The sequence below is a fragment of the Halapricum salinum genome, from assembly GCF_004799665.1.
Taxonomy (GTDB): domain Archaea; phylum Halobacteriota; class Halobacteria; order Halobacteriales; family Haloarculaceae; genus Halapricum; species Halapricum salinum.
In genome coordinates this window covers 321818-333649 of record NZ_CP031310.1, presented here as the reverse complement: position 1 = coordinate 333649, position 11832 = coordinate 321818, and the positions used below count along the sequence as shown (strand labels likewise).

Annotated in this window: 14 protein-coding genes and 1 pseudogene; 10 read left to right on the top strand and 5 right to left on the bottom strand. The window is 65.6% G+C overall.

All coding sequences use genetic code 11. The features are described from left to right. The first annotated feature begins 93 nt into the window (after window positions 1–93). From DV733_RS01605 to DV733_RS01585, 5 genes and pseudogenes are all read left to right on the top strand, one after another. A complete protein-coding gene (locus DV733_RS01605; RefSeq protein WP_049993441.1) occupies window positions 94–414 on the top strand; it encodes a hypothetical protein in 321 nt (106 codons plus the stop codon). 80 nt (window positions 415–494) lie between these two features. Beyond that, window positions 495–1772 (top strand): MFS transporter, encoded by a 1278-nt coding sequence (locus DV733_RS01600; RefSeq protein WP_049993440.1) that lies wholly within the window; start codon window positions 495–497, stop codon window positions 1770–1772. Window positions 1773–1823: 51 nt separating this feature from the next. Beyond that, complete coding sequence (locus DV733_RS01595; protein WP_049993439.1) at window positions 1824–2414, top strand: thioredoxin family protein; 591 nt, start codon at window positions 1824–1826, stop codon at window positions 2412–2414. Between the two features lie 37 nt (window positions 2415–2451). Continuing rightward, the gene (locus DV733_RS01590) at window positions 2452–2838 is read left to right on the top strand and encodes a RidA family protein (protein WP_049993438.1); all 387 of its coding nucleotides are present in this window, start codon (window positions 2452–2454) and stop codon (window positions 2836–2838) included. A 78-nt stretch (window positions 2839–2916) separates the two neighbouring features. After that, window positions 2917–3261, top strand: a pseudogene (locus tag DV733_RS01585) (mechanosensitive ion channel family protein); the annotation flags it as partial. On the opposite strand, the gene DV733_RS01580 reads toward DV733_RS01585, so the two are convergent. The 4 genes from DV733_RS01580 to DV733_RS01565 all read right to left on the bottom strand — a co-directional run bounded on the left by DV733_RS01580 (window position 3212) and on the right by DV733_RS01565 (window position 7947). Continuing rightward, window positions 3212–4318, bottom strand: a complete 1107-nt coding sequence (locus DV733_RS01580) for a hypothetical protein (RefSeq protein ID WP_049993436.1) — start codon at window positions 4316–4318, stop codon at window positions 3212–3214. The pseudogene DV733_RS01585 and the gene DV733_RS01580 overlap by 50 nt on opposite strands. After that, window positions 4315–5688 carry a PQQ-binding-like beta-propeller repeat protein gene (locus DV733_RS01575; RefSeq protein WP_049993435.1) on the bottom strand — a complete coding sequence of 458 codons (1374 nt, stop codon included), beginning with the start codon at window positions 5686–5688 and terminating at the stop codon, window positions 4315–4317. Before DV733_RS01575 ends, DV733_RS01580 begins: the two co-directional genes overlap by 4 nt. A gap of 124 nt (window positions 5689–5812) precedes the next feature. Beyond that, window positions 5813–6634, bottom strand: coding sequence for a hypothetical protein (locus DV733_RS01570; RefSeq protein ID WP_049993434.1), 822 nt, complete (start codon window positions 6632–6634; stop codon window positions 5813–5815). Then, window positions 6631–7947: an outer membrane protein assembly factor BamB family protein gene (locus DV733_RS01565; protein WP_049993433.1), complete on the bottom strand. Its 1317-nt coding sequence runs from the start codon at window positions 7945–7947 to the stop codon at window positions 6631–6633. Before DV733_RS01565 ends, DV733_RS01570 begins: the two co-directional genes overlap by 4 nt. 91 nt (window positions 7948–8038) lie before the next feature. Between DV733_RS01565 and DV733_RS01560 the strand changes: the two genes are divergently transcribed. The 5 genes from DV733_RS01560 to DV733_RS17480 all read left to right on the top strand — a co-directional run bounded on the left by DV733_RS01560 (window position 8039) and on the right by DV733_RS17480 (window position 11491). Further along, entirely contained in the window at window positions 8039–8704 is a 666-nt protein-coding gene (locus tag DV733_RS01560; RefSeq protein WP_049993432.1) for an O-methyltransferase, read from the top strand. A gap of 62 nt (window positions 8705–8766) precedes the next feature. Continuing rightward, the gene (locus tag DV733_RS01555) at window positions 8767–9996 is read left to right on the top strand and encodes an FAD-dependent oxidoreductase (RefSeq protein ID WP_049993431.1); all 1230 of its coding nucleotides are present in this window, start codon (window positions 8767–8769) and stop codon (window positions 9994–9996) included. A 97-nt stretch (window positions 9997–10093) separates the two neighbouring features. Further along, window positions 10094–10699, top strand: a complete 606-nt coding sequence (locus tag DV733_RS01550; RefSeq protein ID WP_049993430.1) for a chemotaxis protein CheC — start codon at window positions 10094–10096, stop codon at window positions 10697–10699. Between the two features lie 231 nt (window positions 10700–10930). Then, window positions 10931–11206, top strand: coding sequence for a class I SAM-dependent methyltransferase (locus DV733_RS17485; RefSeq protein WP_049993429.1), 276 nt, complete (start codon window positions 10931–10933; stop codon window positions 11204–11206). Between the two features lie 78 nt (window positions 11207–11284). Then, window positions 11285–11491 carry a hypothetical protein gene (locus DV733_RS17480; RefSeq protein WP_049993428.1) on the top strand — a complete coding sequence of 69 codons (207 nt, stop codon included), beginning with the start codon at window positions 11285–11287 and terminating at the stop codon, window positions 11489–11491. A gap of 17 nt (window positions 11492–11508) precedes the next feature. Here DV733_RS17480 and DV733_RS17475 read toward each other — a convergent pair whose 3' ends face one another. Further along, on the bottom strand, window positions 11509–11676 hold the full coding sequence (locus DV733_RS17475) for a hypothetical protein (RefSeq protein WP_202594272.1): 168 nt from the start codon (window positions 11674–11676) through the stop codon (window positions 11509–11511). Window positions 11677–11832 lie beyond the last annotated feature (156 nt).

Here is an 11832-nt window from a genome sequence, read left to right as displayed (position 1 = left end):
CGTGTTCTTTTGGGGCGATTCCTGCGGTATGATACGTCGATATTTCCGTGGAGTAAGGAACGTTTAACAGACTCATATCCGTAGTGGCTGGCGATGGATCAGACAGCGACAGGCGGGTGGGCGCTCGTCGCGGACAACGACGGTGCGGCCGCACTCATCGGTGCAGTCCTCGAACTGGATCCGGACCACTCCTACACGCGCTCGGAGTTGGCCGACGCGGCTGGCGTCCCGCTGAAGGACCTGTATCTTTCGGACGCGCTGGACGAACTCGCTGCGATCGGGCTGCTCGAATCGGTCCAGGATGCCGAGGAGGCGACCTACGAGATCGTCGGCGACTCGACAGTCTACGAGCGGGCGGCGGCGTTCGAGGACGCCGTCCGTGAACAGGTGGACCCGGAGAGGCAGAGCGCGTGATCGGGGTCGGTCGTCGGGAGTGACGCTCCAGCGACCCGTGAGTCGAGAGGTCTAAACGCGACCCGACCGAACGCCCGTCAGTGTCATCGACGAACCCGACGAGCACGCTCGTCGTCTCGCTGATCGGCGGCTCGCACTTCGTCAATCACGCCTACTTCATGTTGTTGCCGCCGGTCTTCGGCCCACTCCAGTCCGAACTGGGGATCTCGACGGCTCAGTCGGGGCTGGCGCTCGGGCTGGTCGGATTCGTCGTCGTCGCGCTACAGTTGCCCTTCGGCTATCTCTCGGACGCCTACAGTCGGCGGGCCGTTCTCGCAATCTCGCTGACCGTCGGTGCCGTCGGCGCGGCGCTGACGGCGACGGCCCAGAGTTATCCCTGGCTGCTGGCCGCGGCGACCGTGACTGGCGTGGGAATCGCTGGCCACCATCCCGCCCACTATCCGATGCTCTCTGCGGCGACCGAGCCGAGTGCGCGCGGTCGCGCCTACTCGATTCATGGATTTACTGGTGCGCTCGGATTCGCCGCGCCCCCGGCGGTCGTCGGCGTCGTCTCCTCGGCGGCGGTCCCCGGCGACTGGCGCGCCGCCATCGCGCTGCTCGCGGTACTCGGTGGCCTCTACGCCATCGGCTGTCTGTGGCTGGTCGTCACGCGCCTCCCGCGGTCGGTCACGCACGCACCGGGGAGTCGATCAGGTGCACCTCGCGAGAAACGACGGCCGCTTCGGACGCTCCCGCGCAGGGCACTCGCCGGTGTTCGGTCGACGCTCTCGGCGACGGCGATCGTCCTCCTCACGCTCCTGTGGTTTCTGGTCTCGATGGTCGTCTGGGGGATCCAGGCCTATACCGCACCCTTGCTGACCGACGGCTACGGCGTCGACGCGTCGACGGCGAACCTGCTCGTCTCGGCGATGCTCGTCGTCGGCGCGGTGGCGATCCTCGGTGGCGGGTGGCTGACCGACCGCTACGGCCCGCGAAACACGGTTCTGGGTGGACTCGCGGGCGTGACCGTCGTCGCCGTGGTGCTGGCGAGCGCGGTCCTGCCGATCGTCCTCGCGCTGGCGGTGACGCTCGTGTTTGCCGCGACGATCAAGGCCGCCCGCCCGGCGCTGTCGACGCTCGGTGACGCCCTCTCGACGCGGGACGACCTCGGGAAGAACTTCGGCCTGCTCACTATCGGCATCTCCGGCGGCGGCGCGGTCGCGCCACCCGTCTTCGGCGCGCTCTCGGAAGCGACGTCGATCCGGACGGTGTTCTGGGCGATGGCCGCCATCGGCGTCGTCGCCTTCGCGTTCACGTTCGTCGTGCTCGCTATCGGTGACGCGTCCGTGGCACACGCAAGCGATGCGACGGACGGCTGATCGACGCGAGGACGAAGGTCTTTGAGCGTCCCGCCCGAAGGGTCGCCCGACATGGTTTCGCTCGACACTGCCGATCACCGACTCTCGCGTGGCGACGCCGCACCGGACTTCGAACTCCCCGGGACGGACGGCACGACCTACACGCTGGAGGACTTCGACGACTACGACGCGCTGCTCGTGGTATTCACCTGCAACCACTGCCCGTACGCCAAAGCGAAGTTCGCGGAACTGAACTACCTCGCGGGCGAGCACGACGACCTCGCAGTCGTCGGGATCAGCTCCAACGACGCCGAGGAGTACCCGGACGACTCCTTCGAGCGCATGCAGGAACTGGTCGAGGAGGGGACGATCGACTACGACGCCTACCTCTACGACGAGTCCCAGGACGTGGCGGCGGCCTACGGCGCGGTCTGTACGCCCGACCCGTTCCTCTTCGCCAACGACGCGGGGACCTTCCGGCTGGCCTATCACGGGCGGATCGACGACGCGCTCAACCCCGACGACGACCCGAGCGAGTACGAGATGCGCGAGTACGTCGAGACGGTGCTCGCCGGCGAGTCGGTCGAGGCCGAGGACAAGCCCTCGCGTGGCTGTTCGATCAAGTGGAAAGCGGGGAACGAACCGGACTACTGGAACGTCTAGCGGCGTCTTTTTCCTCGCAGCTCTGGACGCACCCGACATGGAACGACAACGTGTTTCAAGCGGCACCGAGTGGGAAGAGAACGTCGGCTACTCGCGAGCAGTCCCGGCCGGCGACCGCGTCTGTGTTTCGGGCACGACGGCGACCGACGAGGATGGCCAACCGCTGTCCGGGACGCCCTCCGAACAGACCCGGGTCGCGCTCGAAACCGTCGCGGACGCGCTCGCGGAGGCCGGAGCGACTATCGAGGACGTGGTCCGGACGCGCATGTACGTCACCGATGCCGACGACTGGCCCGAGATCGGCCGCGCCCACAGCGAATTCTTCGACGACGTGCGGCCGGCTGCGACGATGGTCGAAGTTGCGTCGTTGATCGATCCCGACCTGTGTGTCGAGGTCGAAGTCGAGGCGGTCGTAGACTGCTGAGGAAAGAGAGCGAGCCAAACGGTTTTCAGGCCCTCAGCCCCGAGTGTGGCCAGACACGTCGGTGTGTTCGCGATCGTCCCGTTCATCTGGAACGAGATCGAGATCCAGGTCGCCTACGAGACTGACCTGGAGTTCGCCCGACAGACGATGGCCGAGGTGGCCGACGACTTCCTCGGCGACGAGATGGCTCGCCGGGTCGAACGCTATCGCAGTCAGCTTGCGGAGACGCCCGTGGAACTCGACGTGCAGGATCGCCCGACCGTGAACGTCGTTCAGGAACAGTCCTGGGTCACCCTGCGGCTGCGCTATCTCGTCCATCCGCGCCGGGGTCAGCGGACGAAAAACGCCCTTTACGAGCGCGTGCTCGCCGACTTCAACGAGCATCCCGAGCAGGTGCAGTTCCCGGTCGGGCGGAATCGGTGATCGATTCTGCGGCGTTCGAATCCTCGGTGATCGTCCGGTAGACCGAGGCCATCTGCAGCGCGTGGATCGAACCGACGACTGCCGTTCCCGCGATCGTCGCGAGTGCCAGTCCGACGATCGGATCGGCCGGCACGGTCGTCAGATGGGCTGCCCCACGGACGAAGACGCTCAGCGAAAAGACGCTTAGGATTGCTTCACCCATCGCCCCGCTGTCAGCGATCGACGCGTTGCTCCAGCGAATCGCCTCGATCGGCCCGCGTCCGTCCCTGACGATCGTTACGGGTGCGACGAACAGTTGCCCGGAAACCACGACGATCGCGACGATCCCGAGCGCGCCGGCGAGTCCGACCCAGGAGATCTGGTCGAATCGTGGTGTCGACAGGAATCCGAGCGCGAAGACGAGCAGGGCGGCGACGACAGCCCCGGCGTAGATCACGACGTGTTGGAGGCGGGAGGGCGGCATCGACCAGAGCGACGTGCTACGTCCGAACAGGGTCGAATCGAGTGCGGTGACAACCAGGATCGCACCGGCCCACAGCGCGGTCGCGACGATAGCGAGACCGATCAGCAGTCCGAGTTCCGGTTCGGAGATCGCAGACCCGAGGTCGCGGAGCCAGGGCACGAGCACGTACAAGGGCCCGGTGGTGACGAGGGCGTAGACAACGAGGTATCCCAGCCGAGAGAGCGGGGGCAGGCGGGCGGACGTACTCTTGTCGGACCACCACCACCAGGCGAGTCCGGCGGCGAGCGCAACGGCGCCGATCGAGCCCGCCCACAGGCCGACGGCCGCCACCAGCGGGACCAGCCGCAGGCCGAACAGCGCCTCTACCTCAAGGCCGACCGGGTCGACCCAGACCGGGACCGCGGTCGGTCTGCTCGAGAAGACTGGATGGGTCGTGATCTGGTCGGCCAGCGGGATCGATAGCTGCCGATAGAGCAGTATCGCCGCGAACGCGACTGTTCCGGCGACGGAGAATATCGCGACATACATCGCTATTGCGCGGGCACGCTGTCGCCACGTCCGACGGTCTCGGTTCGCGCGTTCGGCGACCGTCATGGTTCCTCCAGGGCGACGAGACGCCTTTCGAGTGGAACGAGAACCTTCGAATCTGCCACGACCGGACGATACACGCCGGGGCCGAAACTGGGACTGGGGGGCAATCTGACCGACCACAGGCGACCGCCCGACGCCGGATCCAGCGCGTACGTGTGTGGATACCCTGCTACGTACAGGGCGTCGTCAGTCCCGCAGAGTCGAAGCCACCCCGGGAACTGGCGCACCCACTCGATCGCTCCGTCCGAATGGTCCAGTGCGAGCACTGCCCCCTCGTCTCCGTTTTCGGTGTTCACGCTGGCGAACAGCCGATCCGGTCCCACGACGAGGTCGCCGACGCCGGTCGGCGTGCCGCCGATTCGTTGCGAAACCGTCGATCCATCCAGGAGTCGTCTCGTCTCGCCGGACGCGGCGTCGACCGCTTTGATCGACGGAGGCGCCTCGTCGGTTCTGAAATCCCGGAGATAGGCCACGCCGTCCCGGACTGCTTCGAGGAGGTCCGTCGGTTCGATCTCGACGCGCTGGCGGATCGAAGAGTCATCCAATATCGTCATCTCCCCACTGTCCTCGCCGACGACGGACGCGTAGGCCACTCCGTCCTCGACGCGAAGTCGGTGGACGCCGTGGGAGACCGTGTTCTCCCACTCGATACGCCCGTCATCGGCGTCGATCCCGACGACCCGGTAGGGGGGTTCGGATTCGGGAACGACCGTCACGACCGTCCCGTCCTCGATTCGGCCCGCCACCGCGGTCGCCGGGAGGTCCTGGGGTGCACCGGCCGTCCAGCGCTTGGACCCTTCACACCACGCCCGATCTTCAGTTGGGGGTCGAAACCCCTGGAGGACGTGACAGCGACCGCGGCAGTCAGCACCGTCGCTGACTCCCGTTCCGACGAGCATTCCGTCCCGGTACGTGTCTGTCCGGGCAGCACCGACCAGTGCGCGATCCTCGCAGTCGTCGCGCTCGGTTTTCGTGCCGTCGGTCAGATCGACGATCGAATCTTCTAACCCGCTGAGGTGTGCTCGCTCGCCGACGGTGACCAGAGGCGTCCGGTCGTACTTGTACGCGAGGCTCCCGATGTGGCGCTGGTACGTGAGATCACGATAGTGGTTCCATCGCCAGTCGTCGTGCCATCGGTGATCGATGGCTTCGTACAGGCTGTTGTCCACCACTGCAGCCCAGGCGACCTCGGCGTCTTCGACAGGTGGTGATCCAGCGTCCTTGTAGAAGGTCCCGCCAGCGTCGTAGCCTCGTTGCGGCCAGTCGCTCGCCCGCGGTTGCGTTGTTTTCCCAGTCGCGAGACAGCCACTCCCTGCCATCGCGGCTGCGACGCCGCCCAGAACCGAGCGGCGCGAGATCCCAACCGAATCCATGACGCATTCGTTTCGGCCGCGGCACTTCTATCTTTTCACTCGATCGTCACAACTAACGAGAGAGATCTGTGGAACGATCTCTGTCGGGGACGTCTCTTCGCACACTGTGAACGCTGGGTGGACATCAAGACTCTCGCCCCTCGGTCTGGTTGCCCGCTACCAGATCGTAGACGAACGCCATCGCGTAGGCGTGAGCCGAGCCGACGAGCGCAGTCCCGACGGCGACGGTGAGCGCGAGTCCGACCAGTCCGCCACCGAGCGCGCCGAAGGGAGCGGTCACGACCCGGCTCGCGAACGCCAGCAGGAGTACGAGGCCCGTACATCTGACCGTCCACCGAACTCCTGCGAGCGATCGAATGCTCCAGCGGACCGCGTCCAGTGGTCGCCGACCGTCCCGGACGATCGCGACGGGGGCCACGAACAAGCGTCCTGCGACCAGCGCCAGCAGGAGCGTCCAGCCCCATTCGAGGCCCGCCCAGTCGGCCGGAAGCGAGCCGACGAGCAGGTCGCTGCCGAAGACGGTCAGCACGACCGCCGCGAGGCCGTAGGCGACGAGCCAGCCCAGCCGGGACAGCGGCGCGAGCACGCCGGAGTCGCGATCGAGCCCCCACCAGAACAGGCCGGCCGCTATCACGACCGCGAGCACGGCCAGAGTCCAGAGTCCGACCGTCACTGCGAGATACGCGGGCTTCAGCCCCCAGAGCGCCTCCGGCCGGAGCGTGACGGGTGCGACCCAGGCGGGGACCAGTGAGACCGCAAACGAGAGGTAGGGAAATTCCAGCTGATAGGTCGTCTCCGCCAGGGGAATCGAGAGGGAGCGAACTCCGACGAGCGCGGCTGTCGCGAGGAGGCCAGCGAGCACGAACCACCCTCGCCGCAGCAGCCACAGGCCACTGGTCGCGTCGTCGCTCTGTCGATTCGTCGTCGCGGCTTCGTCGACAGTCATGCTTCCTCCAGTGCGTAGAGCGTGTACTCTCCAGGGACGAGCAACCGTCTGTCGGCGATCACGAGAGGGCCGCGAGCGTTCGCGGACGCCGGTGACCAACGCCACCGGACCTCGCCAGTCGACCTGTCGAGACAGGCCACGTCTCCGCCGCTCAGATAGACGGCCTCGTCCGTGGCGACGACCCACGGGCTGGCCGATGTCCGTCGGGACCACTGGACGCTCCCATCCCGAACGTCGAGTGCGAGACAGACCGTCGTGCCGCCGTCGCCCTGGACCGTGAGGAATATCGAGTCGGGGCCGACTGCGACGCCACCGATCTCACGGATCGCTGCCCCGAAGCCGCTGGCCTCGGTCAAGTCGGTCCGCCACTCGATCTCGCCGGCCGCGCCGTCGACGGCGACCAGCCGCGCCGTCGGCTCACGATCCCGGTCGAGGTCGCGCGCGATCGCGGCGGTGGCCGTGCGGAGATACGCCATCCCGTCCCGGGCTGCGACGAGTCGATCGTCGACGGCGGTCCCGAGTGTCGTCTGTCTCTCTCCGCCGTCGCGGTCGAGGATCGAAAGCGCGTCCGCAGCGTCGAGTGGCTGGCGCTGGACGAACACGTGCTCGCCGGTCGCACAGAACGCCTCGACCTCTCGTCCTGCTGCTCGCCAGGAGACGCTCCCGTCGTCGGCGTCGATCGCAGCGAGTCCCTCGCTGGCCGCCAGTACCGTTCCGTCGGTGATCGCGCCGGCCCGCGTGACCCGAACGTCGCGCGGCGACCCCGCGGTCCACCGGCGACTCGCCGCACAGCGACCGCCCGGACTCTGGGGGATCGACGGCCGGAGACCGTACAACTCTGGTCCGTCGTGATCGGCTGCCGGCCCGCGATCCAGGGCCGTCGACAGGAGGACACCGTCGGCGTACGATTCTGTTCGTGCGACGCCGACGAGTGCTGGCCGACCTCCTTCGTCCAGACACTCCGTCCGACGCTTCACTCGGCCGTCGTCGAGCGCGATCGTCGTTCCTCGCTGGGTGAGCACAGTCCCGTCCCCGACGACGAGGCCTGCGTGCCAGATGTCTTCCGAGATGTTCCGCGTGTCGACAGTCGCGGCGGTCTCCCCGACCTGCCAGGCGAGGCTGGCGTCGTCCAGCGGTGGCGAACCCGCCGTCTTGTAGTTCGTGTGGCCGGCGTCGTAGCCGCGCTGTGGCCAATCGCCCGGCTTCGACGCGGGCGACAGTCCACTACCCAGACACCCTGCGCCAGCGGTGAGGGTCGCGGCGACACCACCCAGTACCGACCGCCGAGAGAGCCCACCGTCTCCCGTATCCATGGACATTCGTTCAGGGGTTTCTGGAAAGTATTTTGTGGCTCGCCGGGAGGTGGAAGCCAACGTTTTCCCGCTGCCGACCGTTCGCCTGGCCATGGCCAACCCGATCCCCGACACCGTCGAATCGTTCGCCGAAGTCGTCGGTCCCGACGGCGACGAGATCATCGCGGAGATGGACGACTACGCCGAGCGCGAGGGCTTTCCGACCGTGGGTCCCGCGGTCGGTGGCTGGCTCGAACTGCTCGCGCGGATGGTCGATGCCGAGCGGATCTTCGAATTCGGCTCCGGCTACGGCTACTCCGCGTACTGGTTCTCCCGTGCGCTCGATGGGGACGGGGAGATCGTCCTGACCGAGGTCGACGAAGACGAACTCGACCTCGCCGAGGAGTATCTCGCTCGCGGTGACTTCGACTCGACCGCACACTTCGAACTGGGTGACGCAATCGACACAGTCGAGGGGTACGACGGCCCCTTCGACGTGGTGTTGATCGACAACGAAAAGACGCGGTATCGAGAGGCATTCGAGACGGTCCGTGAGAAGGTCGCGCCCGGCGGCGTCGTGCTGGCGGACAACGCTGTCGCCGGGGGGACGATCGACTCCGAGGACGTGCAGGCGCTGCTCGAAGGCGAGGCCGTCGACACCGACGAGATGAGCGCGGGTATCGCCGACTATCTGGAGGCTGTGCGTGCTGCTCCGGACTTCCAGACCACTCTGCTCCCCGTGGGCGAGGGCGTCGCTGTCAGTTTCCGAACCGAGTGAGGGTCGGATTCGGGACCGCTCGGCAGTCGAATCCGTCGGAGCGCATTTAGCTCTGCAGTCGAATGACACGTATGGAAACGACAGTTCTCGTCGTCGGCGGCGGTGCGACCGGCGTCGGCGTCGCACGCGATCTATCCCTCCGGGGTATCGACGTCACGCTCGTGGAACGCGACGGTCTCGCGAGCGGCACGTCCGGCCGGTCACACGGCCTCCTGCACAGTGGCGCACGGTACGCTGAAGCCGACGCCGTCGGTGCCGAAGAGTGTATCCGGGAGAACGAGATTCTCCGTGAGATCGCGGGTGCATGTATCCGCGATACGGGCGGGCTGTTCGTCCAGCTCGAGGGTGACGACCCCGACTACTTCGAGGCCAAGCGATCGGCCTGCGAGGAGATCGGCATCCCGACGACCTCTCTCGACGCGGACGCAGTTCGCGAGCGCGTCGACGAGATTTCGGCGGCCGTCGAGCGAGCGTTCGAGGTGCCCGACGCCGTCATCTACCCCTCGCGGCTGGTGGCGGCCAACGCGGCCGACGCTCGCGACCACGGCGCGTCGATCCATCCGCACGCACCCGTCGAAGACGTCGTCGTCTCGGACGGCCGCGTCACCGGGGTTGAGGTCGGCGGGACGGTCGACGACCGAATCGACGCCGAGTACGTCGTCAACGCGGCCGGTGCCTGGGCCGGGGAACTCGCTGCCATGGCGGGTCTCGACGTCTCGATGCGACCGACCCGGGGCGTGATGGTCTCGGTCGAGTACGACGGCCTCGGACCGGTGCTCAACCGCTGTCGGGACCCCGACGACGGCGACATCGTCGTGCCTCACGAGTCCGAAGCCGTCCTCGGGACGACCAGCGTCGCCGTCGAAGACCCGGACGACTACCCGAAAGAGGAGTGGGAAGTCGAACGCTCCGTCGAGGAGTGCGCGGAGATGTTGCCACCGGTCGCGGACGCGCCAGTCGTTCGAACCTGGTGGGGTGTCCGCCCGCTCTACGCGCCCGACGAGGACGAACGCGGCGGCCGCGGCATCTCACGGGGCTTCTTCCGCCTGGACCACGCCGACGATGGCGTCGAAAACATGGTCAGCGTCGTCGGCGGGAAACTGACGACCTACCGGCAGATGGCCGAGTCGACGGCCGACCTGGTCTGTGATCGCCTCGACGTCGGCGCCACGTGTGAGACTGCCGACCGCCCGTTGCCCGGACGCGACGACCCGGCACAGCTCGACGCGTTCGTCGACGAGTTCGACGGGCAGGGACCGACTGATCAAGACGTCGTCGGCAGACCCTCGTAGGCTGGATCGGTCCGAACCGATTCTCGCCAACGAAAATCAGGGCTTCATAACTTAAGAGGGAGGCGCGGAAAGGGAGCGATAAGCCCCAGTCGCACCTATGAGTTTGATGATAGATATCCGGAAACTAGCGTTGTTCAACAAGATGGCCAAAGAGGGCGGTAACACGGTCGCGGACCACCTCAGCCAGATGACAGGGATGGACACCCAGATGGAGATCACGAAGATCAACTTCATCGACATCCCCGACATCAAGACGCACGTCGGCGACGAGAAACTGATCGGGATCTCCATCCAGCTACAGGAACCACCGCACGGCCACATCCTCTTCCTGCTGAACTACGCCAACGCCAAGACCCTCGCACAGGGCATGCTCGGTGACATGGGCGGGGCCGACCCCGATTCGGACGGATTTACCGACATGGAACGCTCGGCCATCCAGGAGATCGGTAACATCATGACGTCCGGGTTCATCGACGGCTGGGCCAACGTTCTCGAAACGACCATCGACATGGGGACACCGACCTTCACCTACGGCCCCGGCAGCGGTATGGTCGACCAGCTCGTCGGCGACCGCGACTCCAACATGGCCCTGATGTTCGACTCCCGAATCCACGCACTTGACTCCGATATCGACGTCACCGTCTACACCTTTCCCCAACTCGACGAACTCGTCGGCCTCATGCAGGAGATCGATGTGAATTAAGAACCACTTTTTACTTCCTCGGGTGTCCTCGCGAGCGCCGCCGGCGCTCGCTGTGGGCACCTCTCGTCGTAAAAACTTGGGGAAAAACACTCTTCTCGCTCGACGCTACGCGTCTCGCGAGAAGTGAAACGGCTCGCTTCGCTCGCCGTATGCTCGTCGTGATGTTCCGCTCCATTTCGGTAAGTGAAGAACACTTATCATCTGATCCTCAAAACTCGATTCTTGTCTCCTATGTCCCACGCATCCGATGCAGACCCATTCAAGCGTACAGCGGAGTATTACGCCGGGAGTCGTCCTGGATACGGCGAGGAGACGATCACGTACGTCGTCGATCGGTTCGACCACGCCGACGACGCTCGTTTACTGGATCTCGGCTGTGTGACAGGCCAAATTGCGATCCCTCTATCGGAATATGCCGGGTCCGTCATCGCGATGGACCCAAACGAGTCAATGATCGAAGCGGGTCGCCAATGTGGCGAAGACGCCGGCGTGACGAATATCGAGTAGGTCGTCGGGTCGGACGCTGACCTCGATACCGAACTCGAACCGCTTCGATTGACGACGATGGGGCGGTCGTTTCACTGGATGGATCAGAAAGAAACGCTCGAACGTCTCCACGGGCTGACCGAGGACAACGGCGGCGTGGCGATCATCGACGATCCAGAGTGGCTCACCCAGGGGCAACAGCCGTGGCAAAAACGGTGTACGACGTTGCCGAGGAGTTCCTCGACGACCTCCCCGACCGCACCGATCCTGCGACGATCGAATACGAAACCCCCTGGAACGAATTGATCGGAGCGTGTGGCTTCTCAGACGTCGAGGTGGCGGAGTTCGAACACCACCGTGAGTGGGATGCTGAACGCATCGTCGGGTACGTGTTCTCGCTGTCGTTCGGGTCGATCGAGCGGTTTGGCGACGACAAGGGGGCGTTCGAGTCGGCAGTTCGCGACCGCCTCGCAGACCTCGATGACGATCATTTCACCCAGGAAGCGACTGTCACGGTAAGCAGTGGCCGAGTATATACTGAGGAGCGATCATCCCGTTTACCGAGTTCATCCGGTCGGAAGGATTAAATAAAAAACTAATTGTCTGTTGTACCTGGTTCCACTGCGTATTTCCCGCCCCCGTTCTAA

Excerpts from the sequence above, each read along its gene's own strand:
- DV733_RS17485 (WP_049993429.1), top strand. The coding sequence starts at position 10,931 with ATGTCCCACGCATCCGATGCAGACCCATTCAAGCGTACAGCGGAGTAT.
- DV733_RS01565 (WP_049993433.1), bottom strand. The coding sequence starts at position 7,947 with ATGGATACGGGAGACGGTGGGCTCTCTCGGCGGTCGGTACTGGGTGGT.
- DV733_RS17480 (WP_049993428.1), top strand. The coding sequence starts at position 11,285 with ATGGATCAGAAAGAAACGCTCGAACGTCTCCACGGGCTGACCGAGGAC.
- DV733_RS01550 (WP_049993430.1), top strand. The coding sequence starts at position 10,094 with ATGAGTTTGATGATAGATATCCGGAAACTAGCGTTGTTCAACAAGATG.
- DV733_RS01570 (WP_049993434.1), bottom strand. The coding sequence starts at position 6,634 with ATGACTGTCGACGAAGCCGCGACGACGAATCGACAGAGCGACGACGCG.
- DV733_RS01560 (WP_049993432.1), top strand. The coding sequence starts at position 8,039 with ATGGCCAACCCGATCCCCGACACCGTCGAATCGTTCGCCGAAGTCGTC.
- DV733_RS01580 (WP_049993436.1), bottom strand. The coding sequence starts at position 4,318 with ATGACGGTCGCCGAACGCGCGAACCGAGACCGTCGGACGTGGCGACAG.
- DV733_RS01575 (WP_049993435.1), bottom strand. The coding sequence starts at position 5,688 with ATGGATTCGGTTGGGATCTCGCGCCGCTCGGTTCTGGGCGGCGTCGCA.
- DV733_RS01595 (WP_049993439.1), top strand. The coding sequence starts at position 1,824 with ATGGTTTCGCTCGACACTGCCGATCACCGACTCTCGCGTGGCGACGCC.
- DV733_RS01555 (WP_049993431.1), top strand. The coding sequence starts at position 8,767 with ATGACACGTATGGAAACGACAGTTCTCGTCGTCGGCGGCGGTGCGACC.
- DV733_RS01605 (WP_049993441.1), top strand. The coding sequence starts at position 94 with ATGGATCAGACAGCGACAGGCGGGTGGGCGCTCGTCGCGGACAACGAC.
- DV733_RS17475 (WP_202594272.1), bottom strand. The coding sequence starts at position 11,676 with ATGATCGTCATCGAGGTCTGCGAGGCGGTCGCGAACTGCCGACTCGAA.
- DV733_RS01590 (WP_049993438.1), top strand. The coding sequence starts at position 2,452 with ATGGAACGACAACGTGTTTCAAGCGGCACCGAGTGGGAAGAGAACGTC.